12 protein-coding genes and 2 tRNA genes are annotated in these 16762 nt (G+C 52.8%); 2 read left to right on the top strand and 12 right to left on the bottom strand.

Translation table 11 applies throughout. The features are described 5' to 3' along the window. Positions 1 to 5: 5 nt before the first annotated feature. The 11 genes from ACX5K5_RS06890 to ACX5K5_RS06840 form a co-directional block, all read right to left on the bottom strand. Positions 6 to 1649 carry a GTPase gene (locus ACX5K5_RS06890; RefSeq protein ID WP_459175291.1) on the bottom strand — a complete coding sequence of 548 codons (1644 nt, stop codon included), beginning with the start codon at positions 1647 to 1649 and terminating at the stop codon, positions 6 to 8. Next, positions 1646 to 3406 (bottom strand): dynamin family protein, encoded by a 1761-nt coding sequence (locus ACX5K5_RS06885; RefSeq protein WP_459175290.1) that lies wholly within the window; start codon positions 3404 to 3406, stop codon positions 1646 to 1648. Before ACX5K5_RS06885 ends, ACX5K5_RS06890 begins: the two co-directional genes overlap by 4 nt. A 96-nt stretch (positions 3407 to 3502) precedes the next feature. Beyond that, positions 3503 to 3575 (bottom strand) — tRNA-Glu (locus ACX5K5_RS06880). 48 nt (positions 3576 to 3623) lie between these two features. Continuing rightward, positions 3624 to 3695: transfer RNA gene (locus tag ACX5K5_RS06875), tRNA-Gln, on the bottom strand. Positions 3696 to 3813: 118 nt separating this feature from the next. After that, entirely contained in the window at positions 3814 to 4575 is a 762-nt protein-coding gene (locus tag ACX5K5_RS06870) for an HAD family hydrolase (RefSeq protein WP_459175289.1), read from the bottom strand. Between the two features lie 15 nt (positions 4576 to 4590). Continuing rightward, complete coding sequence (gltX, locus tag ACX5K5_RS06865) at positions 4591 to 6096, bottom strand: glutamate--tRNA ligase (protein WP_459175288.1); 1506 nt, start codon at positions 6094 to 6096, stop codon at positions 4591 to 4593. Positions 6097 to 6251: 155 nt separating this feature from the next. Further along, on the bottom strand, positions 6252 to 7016 hold the full coding sequence (locus tag ACX5K5_RS06860) for a fumarylacetoacetate hydrolase family protein (protein ID WP_459175287.1): 765 nt from the start codon (positions 7014 to 7016) through the stop codon (positions 6252 to 6254). A 135-nt stretch (positions 7017 to 7151) separates the two neighbouring features. Next, the gene (locus ACX5K5_RS06855) at positions 7152 to 9407 is read right to left on the bottom strand and encodes a hypothetical protein (protein ID WP_459175286.1); all 2256 of its coding nucleotides are present in this window, start codon (positions 9405 to 9407) and stop codon (positions 7152 to 7154) included. A gap of 206 nt (positions 9408 to 9613) precedes the next feature. Continuing rightward, positions 9614 to 10696, bottom strand: coding sequence for a UDP-glucose 4-epimerase GalE (gene galE / locus ACX5K5_RS06850; protein WP_459175285.1), 1083 nt, complete (start codon positions 10694 to 10696; stop codon positions 9614 to 9616). A gap of 80 nt (positions 10697 to 10776) precedes the next feature. Further along, positions 10777 to 11871: a branched-chain amino acid aminotransferase gene (locus tag ACX5K5_RS06845; protein ID WP_459175284.1), complete on the bottom strand. Its 1095-nt coding sequence runs from the start codon at positions 11869 to 11871 to the stop codon at positions 10777 to 10779. Between the two features lie 118 nt (positions 11872 to 11989). Then, positions 11990 to 13048 (bottom strand): 3-isopropylmalate dehydrogenase, encoded by a 1059-nt coding sequence (locus tag ACX5K5_RS06840; RefSeq protein ID WP_459175431.1) that lies wholly within the window; start codon positions 13046 to 13048, stop codon positions 11990 to 11992. A 232-nt stretch (positions 13049 to 13280) separates the two neighbouring features. On the opposite strand from ACX5K5_RS06840, the gene ACX5K5_RS06835 reads away from it, so the two are divergent. Then, a complete protein-coding gene (locus ACX5K5_RS06835; protein ID WP_459175430.1) occupies positions 13281 to 14426 on the top strand; it encodes a sensor histidine kinase in 1146 nt (381 codons plus the stop codon). 6 nt (positions 14427 to 14432) lie between these two features. Then, complete coding sequence (locus tag ACX5K5_RS06830; protein WP_459175283.1) at positions 14433 to 15122, top strand: response regulator; 690 nt, start codon at positions 14433 to 14435, stop codon at positions 15120 to 15122. Positions 15123 to 15195: 73 nt separating this feature from the next. Here ACX5K5_RS06830 and metG read toward each other — a convergent pair whose 3' ends face one another. After that, entirely contained in the window at positions 15196 to 16746 is a 1551-nt protein-coding gene (gene metG / locus ACX5K5_RS06825; protein WP_459175282.1) for a methionine--tRNA ligase, read from the bottom strand. Between the last annotated feature and the right edge of the window lie 16 nt (positions 16747 to 16762).

The raw sequence follows: 16762 nt of genomic DNA, 5'->3' as shown, positions 1-16762 counted from the left end.
GGCTGCTATTCGACTTTCTTCGCCGCACTGGTAATCAGCGACGCATAACTGTTGTATTGCTCTAAATGGTGTGATGTTGGATCTACGATAAATCGCCGAACAACTTCACCCACTGAATTTTGAAGATTTTTTAGTGCTTTCCTTCGCTTCAGTCTAGCGACCATTTTATTTATAAATGACCCGAAGATTCCTAATACTATGCCCAGCAGTACCCCCACAAATACCATCAGAGTCGGAATCGCGAATCCTTCCACACGCGGAGTCTCTGGAAGGTTGAATTGGAAGTACGCGGCCAGTGCAATTCCACCAAGCCACAATCCCCCTGCAAGTGCCACCACGACACCAAGCCACTGAACAAATTTTGTCACCGGCCACCACCACGACTTTTTTTCAACTCCAAGGGTGCAACTAGCGATAGCAATATCGATGTCGTTTGCCAGCTCTGTTCGCTGTTCACGGATGCCGTCCTTGAATGACTGGGACCAACGTGGCGAGAGATCTTCAGTTGCCGTGTTCAGATACTTCACGACTGCTTGGTCTACAGCAGCATTCTCTGCGACTGATAGTTCGGGACGCGACGTGAGAGAAATTTCAGGCTTTTCAATTCCGCGACCAAGATTCATTCGTTTCAGTGGGTCATTACGCAACCTGGTCAACCAGCTAGTCAGTGGCCACCCGGTGTTAGTCGAAGCACGCAGCTTATACGAAGTCTGGACCGCATCAGCGATCCGGTGCGTTCCATGCGCCTTGGCAATGCTGCCCTCAAGCTCACTCTGTTCCATAATCCCGGGGGTATGGACCTTGGGCACCGCAAGTTCACCGTCCAACAAGCGCAACAGTCCATCCACATCTGCACGCAATCGCCTGGTTGCCTGCACCTTGTTATTCAGTGCTACCGCAAATTTTTCGCGAACGGCATCTAGGCCTTCTCCCGAACGTGCTGAGGCCAAAACAATGGGTACTTGACCGATTCCCTCATCCGCAAGCAATGCATTTAAGGATGCCTTCACCGGTTCACGGTCGCTTTGAGCGATGGTATCGACCTGGTTAAGCACCACCAGGAGGTTTCCACGTTGGCCAGTCAGCTCACTGAGGTAGCCATGGTGAATCGAAGCATCAGCATACTTCTGCGGGTCAAGGACCCAGACAAGGTAATCGACTTGTCCTGCGAGCCGTGAGGCGATGAGGTGATGTTCAGTTGAGGTTGAGTCCATATCTGGAAGATCAAGCAGAATAAGTCCTCCACCTAGATCTTGAGACTTCTTGGAGGCTTTGTCCAGAACTTGTGAACTCAGAATATGACGCTCACTGACCTCGAGCCAGTCAAGTAATGCGTCGGCGCCAACAGGCTGCCAGATGGCGGCCACGGTTTTGGTGGTGGTCGGTCGGATGACACCGGTTTGTGCTATCTCTGAACCCACGAGCGCATTGAATATCGAGGATTTCCCACTGCCAGTGGCACCGAAGAGCCCTACCACCACATGATCAGCTGATAGTTGCCGGCGTGCTTCGGCACGTTCAATGATCACCGCTGCTTGGTCAACAACCTCGGGCTCCAGATACGGTTCAGCAATTTGCATCGCTGATACCACCGCGTCTATTTGTTCCGTAAGTCCCGTATGCGCACGAGTTACCTTGCGCTCGTTCATGCTTTATACCCTCCACCACGTAAAGGTTTCACTTGATTAAGTAGTTCTTGAACAATTTCTGGCTGAAGATGAGCCTCAATTTCATTGCGGTACACGGCTAGATTTTCATCAATGAGTTCCTGGGTTCGAGTTTCGAGCATGGTGCGGGCGCGTGTAGCCATGCGCCTCACCGCGTCTTCACCGAATATTGCTTCCAGCAATTTTTGTCCTACCACGGCTGAGCCGCCAGCGATTCCTACTTCCAATCCGGTGACTCCGGCAGTGGAGGCAAAGACCACCACCATGAGCGCCACTGCCACGCCGTTCACACCGAAGGCAGCGATTCTGGCTGTTTTGCGCTTCCCTGCACCTTCACTGCGAATCATTTCAAGCACATCTTTTTGCCAGGCGCGGATCGTGTCGGCTGCCCTAGTTTCCAGTTCTTTGGGCGGACGGTGCGCAGGCAATGAACTGAGAAGTTGGATTCCAATCGGCGTATTGCGCCAGCTGCGATCTACGTCATGGAATGCATTGGTGATCTCACCAACCAAAACCGTATGAAGCCCTGATTCGATGGCATCTTCAACCCGATGAGTTGCTGGCGGCTTTCCGCTAAAGAATGAACCGACTCGGTCACGGATGCGCCCCACTACACCTTCAATGCCCCGCAGCAATTCTCCGGCCCCGACAAAGTCTTGCCACCGCGCTAAAATCTCACCACGCAGTAGCGATCCGTCTTTCAACGCTTCGGTGGTCTTTCCCAAGGTAAATTCAAAACGCTCGGTGGCAATCTTAGCTAGGGCAGACAATTGAAGATCTTGATCTTCCGCCTGTTCACCAAGGCAACGAACATCATCTTGCAAACGCTTAATGGCGCCGTCAAGAGTCTGTTCGGCAATGCGTTGACGTTCGGCTGCGTTGGCGGCTAGAGAATTCAGCCATGCCGAAATCGGTTCGAGCCGCTCGCCCGGAATCATTTGCTGTTCATCAAGCGGAACCTCGTTGATGACGTGCAGTAGTTTAGGGTCTAGGTTTTTTGCTGCGAGCAGTCTTTGCAGATCCGGAACAATATCAGTCTCGGCTCCGGACGGGACGCGATTGAGTATCACGCAGACCGTAATTTCTCTCCCGCCAGCTTCGGTGAGCACTTCCCACGGGATCGCGTCGGCGTACCGGTTCGCAGTGGTAACAAAAATCCAGAGATCTGCAGCATTCAGCAGCTGTCCTGCAAGGGCGCGGTTGTCATCTGACACGGAGTCAATGTCAGGTGCGTCAAGAATAGCTAGTCCCCGGGGCACATTGTCGTGCGGTACCACCAATAGTGCATCGTGGCGCTCCATACCGTGGCCTTCGCTGTAACCGGCACCTCTGAGACGGTTCAGTTCGGGAAGGATCCGTTCATTGGCAAACCACGGTTCGTCAGCGGGATTCACTGCGAGTACCGGCGTTCGGGTGGTGGGCCGTACTGCGCCGGAGCGGCTAATACGATCGCCGAGAAGGGAATTGACTAGAGTAGATTTTCCGGCACCGGTGGAACCTCCGACCACTGCAAGCAGAGGTGCATTTAAATTTTTGATGCGCGGTTCGAGATAGTCATTGATCTGGTGCAAGGCCTTGATGCGCAGCGACTCACCGCTGGCGTCGTGAGCGAGAATAAACTGCAGATTAGTGAGTGAGTCTTCAAGCTTGGCTACTCGCTCCAGCAGTTCAAGGGCGTGCGTATCCGGCTCGGTGTTGTCCGGGTTTGTCGATTCCGGCAGTGATGACGTGGACTCCATGAGTCCTATCATGCCTTATGACAAGTTGAACGCCGCTAGCAACAAAGGTGTCAGGAGGGGTTAAAAGGAAAAACCACGACAATGTCGTGGGTTTTGTGACCCCAACGGGATTCGAACCCGTGTTGCCGCCGTGAGAGGGCGGAGTACTAGGCCGCTATACGATGGGGCCGTACGCTAAAGATTTCTCTTCAACTCACCGAATAACTCCGGTGAAGCGCTGGGATACCAGGACTCGAACCTAGAATGACGGAACCAGAAACCGTTGTGTTGCCAATTACACCATATCCCAATGTGACTTGGACATTCAGCGAATAATCCTCGTTGGGATTTGCGCTTGATGCCGTAGCACGAGAATTAACTATACCTAGCTAATTAGTCGCTGACAAATTGAGAGCTTGGCGTAGGGCTCACTCTCGCGAATCGATGCTTTGACTAATGAAGACAGTGAGCTGTTCGAGGTTGGATACGGTGAAAGCCGATTGCACTGCATGCTTGGACTCACGGTCCACAAAGATTGCAACAAGTCCGGCGTTCTCTGCGCCCTGAACATCATTTATTGGATTATCACCCACATACAGGGTTCTGCCCGGCGTGGATTTCAGCTGACTACACCCCGCAAGAAAAGGTGCAGGATCGGGTTTAGGAGCCCCGGCCGTATCCGATCCAATAACTACTGCGAATCCGGTCAATCCGGAACGTTCCAGCTTCATTCGCTGATACGCCTCGACGTTATTGCTCACCGCACCATAAGGTATCCCCCAACTGCTGAGGGCAACAAGATGCGGCAATACGTCGTCAAAGGGTTTCCACGAATCCTTTACCAGGGATTCATACTTTTCAGCCCAGCGCAGGTAGGGCTGCGCAGAAAGTGGCTTGTGGCCAAGAAGGTCAAAGGCGCGATTCAACCGCAACTGCCGTTGCCCGAGAAACGAGACTTCGCCAGCCATATAGAGTTCGTAAGCCCCGGCCCCATCATCAGCAAAATCTTCGGCAATGAACCTTAACCGCTCGCTAGTAACTCCTTCTATCAGGTCATCAACCATGGCAAGAAATGCATCGATTGCTGCGGTCCGCAGGTCAACGAGCGTGTCGTCTATATCAAATAGAACACCTTCGATTCCGCCACCCAGTGGGGTGGCGGAATCGAAGGTGTTGTCTAGTTCGTGCAATGTGCGTTCTATCGTCTAACGGGATTCGCCAAAAGCACGCAGGCGCTTCAAGCTGGATTCGCGTCCGAGAATTTCCATTGATTCAAACAATGGAGGCGAAACACGCTTGCCCGAGACTGCAACACGAGCCGGACCGAAGGCCTGACGGGGCTTGAGTTCAAGCTCGTCAATCAGCTTTACTCGCAGCGCATCCTGAATGTTTTCAGCATTCCATTCCTGGACACTTTCAAGTGCAGCAATGCTCGCGTCTACAACCTCAACCAGGTTGGCAGGCATTCCCTTCAGAGCCTTTTCTTCAATCTCAATCTCTTCATCAGATTTGAAAAGGAACTCCATCATTTCGGCAGCTTCGCCGAGCAAGCCGATACGCTCCTGAACCAGAGGTGCAGCCGCGTCAAGTATTTCGTTCTCGCGTGCGCTCAATTCGCTACCGACAAGCTGAGCAGCCTGCAGATAAGGAACTAGACGGTCACGGAAATCTTGCGGCTCAAGTAGACGTACGTGAGTGCCATTGATAGCTTCCGCCTTTTTGATATCAAAGCGTGCTGGGTTGGAGAGCACGTCTTTAACATCAAATGCTTCGATTAGTTGATCACGGGTGAAGATATCTTCATCCGCGCTCAGCGACCAACCCAGCAGCGACAGGTAGTTCAGCAGACCCTCGGGGATGAATCCGCGGTCGCGGTGCAGGAACAAGCTCGACTCCGGGTCACGCTTGGACAGCTTCTTATTTCCCTGACCCATTACGTACGGCAGGTGACCGAACAGTGGCATGTATTGTGCGACCTTGATATCAATCAAGGCACGGTAGAGCACAATCTGACGTGGAGTGGAGGAGAGAAGATCTTCACCACGAAGCACGTGGGTGATACCCATCAGAGCGTCATCTACCGGGTTCACCAACGTGTACAGAGGCTGGCCGTTGGCACGGACAACCACGAAGTCAGGAATGGTGCCCGGCTTGAAGGTAATCTCTCCACGGACCAGGTCGGTAAAGGTGATGTCATCTTCTGGCATGCGAATGCGCAGCACCGGTTCACGGCCCTCCGCCTTGAACGCGGTGATCTGCTCTTCGCTCAGTTCACGGTCAAAGTTGTCATAACCCAGTTTTGGATCCCGGCCGGCAGCCTTGTGGCGCGCTTCGACTTCCTCGGGGGTGGAATACGACTCGTAGACGTGTCCAGCAGTGCGCAGCTTGGCAATGACGTCTTGGTAAATGCCACCACGCTGGGACTGGCGGTATGGCTCGTGTGGGCCACCGACGTTTACGCCTTCGTCCCAGTCGATGCCCAGCCACGCCAAGGCGTCCAGCAGCTGGTTGTAGCTCTCTTCGGAGTCGCGCTTCGCATCCGTATCTTCGATACGGAAAATCATCTTGCCCCCGGTGTGGCGTGCGTAGGCCCAGTTGAACAGGGCGGTACGGATCAGGCCAACATGTGGGGTGCCGGTAGGCGATGGGCAGAAACGAACCCGAACCGGGGTTTCTTCGGTCACGGTAGGTATCAGCGATAGATCAGTCATGATGATTTCATTCTAGTCCCGTAGACGTGTCAGAAGCACAATATACAGCGAAGCTCCTCATCACATGGTGATGAGGAGCTAGTGCGGGACCACCACCTGTTGATGGCAAGTTGATGGTCGGTTTAATACTAATCTACGCGACGTTTAGCCGATATCTAACGGCGGAAGACGCTTCGAAGAGTTCCGATTCCTTCTACTTCAATCTCCACATTGTCACCTTCAACAACTAAACCAACGCCTGCTGGTGTACCCGTGAGAATGACGTCGCCCGGTAGCAGCGTGAAAGCCTCCGACGCACGAGCGACAAGGTCATTGACTGACCAGATCATTTCGCTGGTTGATCCGTCTTGGCGAACTTCGCCATTAACGCGGGTAACGATTCCCACATCATCTGGATCAGCGAGCTGTGTTTCAATCCACGGTCCAAGCGGACAAGACCCATCAAACCCCTTGGCTCTCGCCCACTGTGGATCTTTACGCTGCGCGTCACGCGCGGTGAGGTCGTTAGCCACGGTGTAACCGAAGATCACGTCTGCAGCTTTTTCTACAGGGACGTCTTTGCAGATACGTCCAATGACCACTGCAAGTTCGCCTTCAAAGGAGACTTCTTCGGAAAATGCTGGAAGAGTCACAGGATCGCCATGCCCCACGACGGAGGTATTCGGCTTTAAGAACATCAACGGTTCGGCAGGAACTTCGTTTCCGAGTTCTTTCGCATGTTCACGGTAGGTTCTACCAAACCCCACAACCTTGGAGCGAGGAATGATCGGTGCCACGAGTCGAACGTCGTCGAGCTGGTGAGTGACGCCGGTGGTCTTGATTCCCTGGAAGAAAGGGTCCCCGGCCAAAACGTGGATATCGTTTCCGTCTACGACCCCGTACATTGGGTCGCTATCAACTACAAATCTGGCAATGCGCATACACACTAGCCTAGGGCATTTTGCCGGCCGGACATCTTGTCTTCCGTTTGCTTTTTGAGGGGGTGTTGTGGAATTCATTACCTAAGCTGTTTTTATGCGTTTAGCGCGTCATGCTTAGGTGCTTCCGGGGCTTTCTTAAGAAGTTGCAGTGGGAGTAACACTTGGTGATGCGTTCTTAGTACTAGGATTCTTCGACTTTGACTGGGACGATATGGGTTGCAGATCTAATTCGGCAATAGCAGTTTTTTCTGCGTTGACAAAAACCCGTCCCGAGTTTGATACCGTCAGTCGAGTTCCGAATTGGCTCTTGAGCTGCGGACTACCAATCGTTGCCAGTGTTCCCGAATCAAAATTAATGCCAGTGGTAGTTCCTGCGGCGGTATGCACAGCTTTGCCTTGATTCTCTAGTACTACCAAATCGGCGTTTTTCCATCCGGGTCGGTAGCTGGTGTTGTGCGAGTTGGTTAGTCGGTGTTTCTTCAGTAGTTTGCCGCTTACTGGGTCGAGCACGCTGACACCCTCCAAATCGGCAACTAGCAGCCATCCGGCCAGAAGCTTAGGCGCGTAGAGTGCACCACATTTTGCAATAGGCGCCACACTCCACGAGACATTTTTTGTTGCAATATCGAACTTGAAGACTTTGGCGTTTCCTTCAGTATCGGCAAGACCGTAGCCATTTCGCACCGAGGTAGTTCCATAAATATACTTTTCATCAGCGACGAGTCCGGTGATTGAATGGTGACGGATAAACCCTTCCCCATCTCCGTTCAACACCCAGCTCACTTCATCGGTACGTGGGTCAACTGCTCCCAGGACTCCGCCGGAACGGCCATATTCTGGAACCGTACCGAAGAATACCTGTTTGGAATTTTTAGCCCATGCAAATATCCGGGATTGTTCATAATCCGTGGCCAACCTAACAAGGCGCTGATATCCCTCAGGATTATTTTTAGCGTTGCTATTAAGCCGAACAATGTCCGCAGACCCGTATGACCCTACATAGGTTTTTTGAGGGTTGAATTCAATCATGCCCTCAATCTGATTGATTGCATTCTGCTCAGAAGGTGATATCCAGTGTTTTCCGGTATCAGGATTAATTGCTGTAATACCGTGGCCCATATAACCTCCGACATAAATGTTCCCGTCCGAATGCGACATAAGAGATTGAACAACGAACTCGCCACGAGCCAACGCCACGGTGCTTACCAATTGCACTGACTTACTCGACAAACGAAACACTTCTATCTGAAGACCCGTCTTATTCGAAGAGACGACCACCACTTGGCTGGTCGTGGCATAAATAGTCAAAGGCGCGCTGGCAGAAAGTTTGCCGACAAATTGGTCTTGCCACGTGGAACTGCTAGTAACAAAGAGCTCGCCGTCGCTGACGTTGTAGAACTGCTTAGTTGCAGGGTTTACTGCGGACACTTTACGACCTGACCAGACCCGATCCACAGATCCAACCCACGAATTAGTTTGAGGGTTTAGCAATAGCTGGCCCGAAACGTTGTCAACCGAGACAACGATTGAGTTTCCTACTGCTTCCAGCGAAGTGACAAAGCCGGTTCTTTTGGGTTCCGGCAACGGAATCTCGGTGATTTCCTGAGGGCTCTTCGTAGAAAACCGAAACACGCGCGGGTTTCGAGAGCCTGTGCCCAGCCATACGTCATCATTCGAATCAACGGCTACACGCCGCACATAGTCTGTGTCGGTGGCTACGCGCTCGAATACGTCTATTTTCTTGGTTTTGGGAGCGTATTTAAACGCTGCTCCGAGAGGATAGGTTCCGCCCCACAAGGTGCCTTGGGAATCAAGTTGGAGATCATAGATAGTTGTGGCGCCGGGTACTTTACCTAATATCGTCGTTTCTGATGGGCTAGAAGGTTTCCAGACAAGCAGATAGTTGAGGGTCGCAAGATAGAGGTTCTTGGTCTTTTTGTCCCAGATCATTGATTGCACGCCGCCACTATGGCTTTTGGGAATTTCTACAACATGGACTGGTGCGTTTCGGCTAGGACTAATAATCTGCAGTTGGTGCACTGGACCAACAATCGTAACGGCAAACCAGGGGAGCCCCGTCTTCTGCAGTCCTGGCAATGGCTCCACGCGACGTATTTTTGTTGCCGGAAACGCGCCTTCGTAACGTCGAAGAGCGCCAGAGGTGTTACGAGTTCGTTTAAGTGGCGCTATTACCGATGCGTCACGGTTCTTGAGAACGGAGGTGGGTTTCGGAGTTTGAGTTGGCTTCTCTGGCGTTCTGGGAGAAACAGGAGGATCTGGTGGTGTTTCTGGAAGCTGACCGTAAACGACCGCTCCTGCAGTTAGCGCACCGAGAGTGAGAACCACGCGTCGACTAATTCTTTTTGCCGAGCGTTCCTCAGTTTCTGCCACTAGTCGACTCCTGAACTCTTATTGAACACCAGAAATAAGGCTAACGAAAGAAAATGTTTGAATCCTGATACCGTGAGGTGAAGCCCCGGCACGCAAGTCAGTCTATGGTGCTGGCTAATCAATCGGCCCATAATCATGAATAGAGTGGCTGCATTTAACGACGGCTCAGATTAGCCGTGATACCGAGTCACTTATTCACGTGAAAATTATTTGTTCGAGACCACTTCCCCGAGAACAAAGTCGCGAAGCTCTAGGGAATTCATTTCTTCATGTCCGATTCCTGGGAATCCGTCTGGGTTCTTGAATTGCCATCTCCACATGTCCTCAACCATTTGCTCGAGGCCGCGTTCGGCTTTCCACCCTAAATCTAAACGGGCCTTTTCTGCATGGGCATAGCTCTCTGCGACGTCACCGGGCCGGCGAGCAACAATATCGTAGGGAACGGGGCGTCCGGAGATACGTTTGAATGCCTCAATAACATCCAGGACACTCGAGCCTGATCCAGTCCCAAGATTCCAGACATGCAGACCCGCACTCGAAGCTAAGTAGTCCAAGGCAGCTAAATGACCGGCAGCTAGATCCAATACATGAATGTAATCCCTGACTCCGGTCCCATCTGCCGTCGGGTAGTCATTGCCAAAGACTTGGACCGCATCGCGTTTGCCTACAGCAACCTGTGCAACAAATGGCATCAAGTTGTTTGGTATCCCTCGGGGATCTTCGCCAATCAGTCCAGATTCATGCGCACCTACCGGATTAAAATAACGAAGATTGGCGATGCGCCACCGGGAATCAGAGGCGGCTAGCTCTTCGAGCATTTCCTCGATATGTAGTTTCGTTCGTCCATAAGGATTCGTAGCACTACGTGGCGTAGATTCACGTAAGGGAAGGTCAACTGATTCGCCATATACGGTTGCAGAAGAGCTGAAAACGATAGTTCGGCAACCAGCTTCGTCCATTGCTTCCAGAAGATTAATGGTTCCAGTCACATTGTTTTTGTAATAGCGCAAAGGCTGTGCGACAGATTCGCCAACCGCTTTCAACCCTGCAAAATGGATCACAGCATCCGGCTGGATATCGCTAATCACTTCAGTGAGGGCTTTCCTGTCTAACAGATCTACCTTGAAAGTCGCCATATTTTTAGAGGCAATCGATACGACTCTCCTGAGCGACTCAGGAGATGAATTGCTGAAGTTATCAACAACCGACACCTGGTGTCCCGCTTCTAATAGCTGTAGAACCGTGTGAGAGCCAATATACCCAGCTCCGCCGGTGACTAAAACGCGCATCTACAACATCCTCAATTTTGAATCAAAATAGCCCATGCAAAGATTACTTGCATGGGCTATTCTATCGACACTTCTACTTTTTAGGCTAAGCGCTCGAGCCAACCGTGGCGATCTTCTACGGTTCCGCGTTGGATACCGAGAAGTTCTTCACGGATAGACATTGTCACTTCACCGGCAGGTGCATTCTCATCACCAATAAGTTCTTCGCCGTTCTTGAGCACGCCGATTGGAGTGATCACTGCGGCAGTACCGCAGGCGAACACCTCGGTAATGTCGCCGCTGGCGACCGAATCACGCCACTCGTCCAACGTAATCTTGCGCTCTTCAACTTTCATGCCACGATCCTTGGCAAGCTGAATCACCGAAGAGCGAGTGACGCCTTCCAAGATGGTCCCGGTCAACGCTGGGGTGACCAGAGAGCCATCTTTAGTTACGAAGAACACGTTCATTCCGCCGAGCTCTTCAACCGCGTTGTCGTTGAATGAATCAAGGAAGAGCACTTGCTTGCAGCCGTTCTCTTCTGCTTCAAGCTGGGCTACAAGGGAAGCTGCGTAGTTGCCGCCGCATTTAGCCGACCCGGTGCCGCCACGGCCTGCACGAGCGTAATTCTTTGAAACCCAAATACCTACTGGCTTCAGCTCCCCTCCGAAGTAGTTTCCAGCCGGTGAGGCAATCACCCGGTAGGAGACTTCACGCGCGGCACGAACACCCAAGAAAGCTTCGGTAGCGATCATGAATGGACGTAGATAGAGTGCTTCCCCGTCACCGGTGGGTACCCAGTCAATATCCGTGGCGACTATTTTGCGCAGGGAATCTACAAAAACGTCTTCATCCAGCTGTGGGAGTGCAAGGCGTGCGGCTGACTTGTTCAGACGCGCTGCGTTGGCGTGCGGACGGAACGTCCATACGGATCCGTCTTCGTGGCGGTAGGCCTTGAGTCCTTCAAAGATCTCCTGGCCATAGTGCAGGACGGAGGCAGCAGGATCCATGGCGATGGGACCGTACGGCTCAACTCGGGCGTCATGCCACTGACCGGTGCCAGCCTCGGAGCCAGCCGACCAGTCAACGACCACGGTGTGGTCGGTGAAGAAGTCCCCAAACCCGGGGTCTGCCAGGACGGCAGCGCGTTCTTCCGCGCTCTTGCGATTCGATGACAGATTTTCGGTGAATTCCATCTAACTCTGGACTTCCTTGCTCAGTTAACGAAAAACGGGTGCCCCACGCCATTGGCGGAACACCCGTCCGTGGATTTGCTGCTCGATTAGCAACTAACCGAACTACATCACTTTTAGCTTAGGCCAGTAGCGCCACAATTGCATCGCCGATTTCGCTTGTGGTGCGGTGATCAGTCAATTCTTGGCGTGAAGTAATCTCTTTTTCGACGGCTTGCTCAACAGCGGTAGCCGCAGCTGACATTCCAAGATGTTCCAGCATCAATGCCACCGACAGGATAGCTGCCGTGGGGTCGGCCTTCTGTTGACCGGCGATATCTGGTGCCGAGCCGTGGACCGGCTCAAACATGGAGGGGTAAGTTCGGTCCATGTTGATGTTGCCGCTGGCCGCCAAGCCGATGCCGCCGGTGATTGCGCCGGCCTGGTCGGTGAGGATATCGCCGAAGAGGTTGTCTGTCACAATGACATCAAAACGGGACGGGTTGGTAGTCAGGAAGATGGTGGCCGCATCCACGTGGAGGTAGTCATGGGTGACCTCTGGGAATTCTGGGGCCACCATTTCTACGGTGCGGCGCCATAGATGCCCGGCGTGCACCAGTACGTTGTGCTTGTGTACTAGAGTTACGTGCTTGCGTGGACGTGCTGATGCACGGCTAAAAGCATCTCGAACTACGCGCTCTACACCATAGGCGGTATTCACCGAGACCTCGGTGGCAATTTCATGCGGGGTGCCGGTACGGACCGAACCGCCATTGCCTACGTAGGGGCCTTCGGTACCTTCACGGACAACCACAAAGTCAATTTCGCCCGGTTTAGCCAGCGGGCTTTCAATACCTGCATAGAGCTTGGATGGACGCAGATTCACGAAATGATCAAGCGAGAACCGGAGCTTGAGCAACAGTTCACGTTCAATGATTCCCGAAGGGATTCGTGTGTCACCCGGTGCGGCGCCAACGGCACCGAACAAGATGGCGTCATGCTTTTTGATGGCTTCAAGAGTTTCATCGCTCAGGGTCTCCCCCGTCTTGAGCCAGTGCTCTGCGCCCAAGGTGTACTCGGTGAGATCTACCTGCTGATCTCCACCGTTAGTCACGAACTTCAGGACTTTCACGGCTTCGGCAACTACTTCTGGGCCGATACCATCGCCTGGAATGACAGCAATATTAATGACGTTTCCCATGCTCTCATCATAACGAAGTGAATCCACCATTTGAGAACCTATCTCAGATTATGAGATAGGTTTCTTTTTGCGTCACAGAATCTCAAACCCTGGCATGAGGACTGCGTCCAAATCGCTGGCTAGACTCGAGGTAGAACACAGCATTTGAGCACGCGCGAAGGAACCTTTGATTTTCACTAATCCACACCGGCGGATAGACCGGTGGATCCGTTCAAACCCCCACCGGATCGATATGTTCGCTGGTGCGATTTACACACTCCTGTGCGTAATTTTCTCGGTCGGTCTCGGATTTGGCGTGGGCGTAGGCTTTGGACTCAGCATCGCGGCAATCGCCTTTTTGCAATCGGCACCACTCATGGTTCGCCGTCGCTACCCGTGGGCAGCTACCCTCACCGTTGCAATTGCCCACATTCTGCAGCTGTTCTTCCAAGGGGTATTCCTGCCCTCCCAGATATCAGTCCCATTCATGATCTACACCATGGCAATCTATGGGAAGCGCTGGCAATCCTTCGCTACCTTGGGCCTGGGATTTCTTGGAGCCATTCTGGCTACCTTCAATATTTTCGGACCGGGACTTGATGGTAATAATCCAATATCCTTTGACAAGATTATTTCCTTCGTCGGATTGTCTCTTGTGGTAACCGTCGCTTGGACCTTTGGCGACCTCGCGCGAAGTAGAAGACAAACTTTGAGCGCGCTACGGGCTCATGCGCAGCGACTGGAGAATGAGCGTCTGATTGAACGCGAGCTGGCCGCCTCTGACGAACGCAACCATATCGCCAGAGAAATGCATGACATCGTGGCGCATTCCCTGTCGGTGATTATCACGCAGGCTGACGGGGCTCGGTACGCAGCGGCTCAGGACCCAAACATTGCCATTGAAACGTTGAAGACCGTCTCTGATGCGGGCCGATCTTCACTACGAGAAATGCGTCGTTTGTTAGGCGTGCTGCGCACCGACGAAGAAACTGAGCACCGGCCGTTGCCAAGTTTGAGTAATATTCCTGAACTCGTTGAAATGGCAGTCAAGTCTGGCCTGGAAGTCTCTTATGAGAACCAAGGGTCCCCTCGTCGGTCTCTGCCCACCGGTGCCGAGCTCACCGCGTACCGATGCGTACAAGAAGCGATCACCAATGTTATTAAGCATGCTGGTTCACGGGCTATATCCACGGTTAAGTTGCACTGGTCAAACCGTGGCCTCGATATCAAAGTCGAGGATGACGGAGCTTGTACCGGAAAACTTGAAATCGATGGTGCCGGCCAAGGGCTGCGTGGATTACACGAACGAGTCGCCCTATACGATGGAACCAGCAAAGCTGGACCGCTTCCGGACGGAGGCTTCTGCGTCTCCGTCTTCATCCCCTACTCCGAGGACTAAAAACGAATGACCACCACCGAGCCAATCAAAGTTGCCTTGGTAGATGACCAGCTTCTGGTCCGTAGCGGATTCCGAATGCTGATCAATTCCCAGGACGATATGAACGTGGTTGCTGAAGCATCCAACGGACGCGAAGCCTTGGCGTCTCCGGCCTTAGCCACAGCGGACGTCATCTTGATGGATGTTCGTATGCCTGAAATGGACGGGATCGAAACCACTGAACGCTTACTCGTTTCCCGCGCACAGGCAATCGATTCGCCGCGAGTCATTGTGCTGACCACTTTTGACATGGACGAGTACGCGTTTAGTGCCATTCAGGCTGGCGCCAGTGGATTTCTGCTGAAAGATGCCCCACCCGAAGAGCTGCTTGAGTCGGTACGTACGGTCAACCGTGGAGATGCAGTCATTGCGCCTTCCACTACCCGACGTTTGCTGGATCACATGGCGCCATTGCTGAAGCGCGCTAGACCAAATGATGACCCCTTGACGGCCGCCGTAGACTCGTTGACCCCGCGCGAACGGGAAGTATTCGGTCATATAGCTCTGGGGCGTTCAAATCCGGAGATTGCCATGGATTTGTTTCTCTCCGAGGCAACGGTGAAAACACATGTAGGTCATATCTTGTCTAAGCTTGGAGCTCGTGATCGCGTGCAAGCCGTGGTCATTGCCTACCAGACCGGTGTGGTCAGCCCGTAAAGATTGTGGTTAAAAACATAAGAAGTCCAAGTTTGGTTTTAATCCAAGCTTGGACTTCTTTGTTTGCTACGAACTATTTGTCTTCTTCATACCGTGGGAATACCGGTGCCGGTGCCGGAAGTTTGGTTCCTGGAACCAAAGCGGTGCCGAAGTGCTCGAAGTTACGTGCGGTTCCCTGACCGACAGCCAAAAGGTCAAGCATACTGGTCATTGTTTGCGGCAATACTGGCTGCAGCAGCAAAGCGACCTTACGCACGATTTCGATGGTGACATAGAGAACCGTTTCCATACGCGCTGGATCGGTTTTCTTCAGCTTCCAGGGTTCTTGATCCGCAAAGTACGCATTGGTGTCTCCCAAGACGTGCCAGACGGCTTCTAGAGCTCGGCTGAAGTCTTGACGTGAGTACGCGTCACGGTTGAGTTCCAAGAGCTCTGAAGCTGCCGCCAGAATCTGCTCATCAGCTGGCAAGAGCTGTCCAGGAGTCGGCACGACTCCCCCGCAGTTCTTGGCAACCATCGACAACGAACGCTGAGCGAGGTTTCCAAAGTTGTTTGCGAGGTCACCGTTGATGCGCGCCACGATAGTGTCGTGGTTGTAGTTTCCGTCAGCGCCAAAGGTCACTTCACGCAGGAAGAAGTAGCGCACCTGGTCGAGACCATAACGTGCAACAAAGTCATCCGGAGATACGGTATTGCCCAGAGACTTAGACATCTTCACACCGTTGTTGTGCAAGAAACCATGGATCATCACGCGCTTGGGAACGGCCAGCTTTGCAGACATCAAGAATGCGGGCCAGTAGATCGCGTGGAAACGCGAAATATCTTTGCCGATGACATGTACATCGGCAGGCCAGTACTTCTGGAAGGACGCGGATTCTACATCTGGGAAACCGGCACCGGTCAGGTAATTGGTTAGTGCGTCAACCCAGACGTACATCACGTGCTTCTCGTTGCCTGGAACAGGGATTCCCCAGTCAAAGGTAGTACGAGAAATGGAGAGGTCGGTCAGACCGCCTTCAACAAAACGAACAACTTCGTTAAAGCGTGAACGTGGGGCACCAAAGTCAGGATTGTCCTCATAATGGGCCAAGAGCTTGTCTTGGTACTTAGAGAGCCGGAAGAAGTAGGACTCTTCTTCGGTCCAAGTAACCTCGGTGTCGGTTTCCGTGGCGTAACGAATCCCGTCCTCGCGGACATCGGTCTGTTCTTCGGTGTAAAAAGCTTCGTCACGCACCGAATACCAGCCGGCGTACTTATCGAGGTAAATATCGTTGTTAGCTTCCATCCGGCGCCACAGCTCCTGTGCCGCGGCATGGTGGTCAGCATCGCTGGTGCGAATGAAGCGGTCGTAGCTGGTACCCAACTCGTCATTCATCGCCTGGAAGGCGTCCGAGTTACGCTGCGCCAGCTGCGCAGGGGTAATCCCCTCCTTTTCAGCAGTCTGCATCATCTTCTGACCGTGTTCATCCGTGCCGGTCAAGAAGAAGACGTCATATCCGTCCAAGCGCTTAAAACGCGCCATGGCGTCGGTAGCGACTACCTCGTAGGCATGCCCGATATGCGGGGTGCCGTTTGGGTAGGAGATTGCTGTGGTGATGTAAAAGGGTTTCTGCTGAGAAGTCACGATACAAATTTACCTT

Source organism: Glutamicibacter bergerei, from assembly GCF_054495185.1.
Note: the sequence above shows the minus strand (reverse complement) of the source record. Positions and strands in the feature narration are given on the sequence as shown.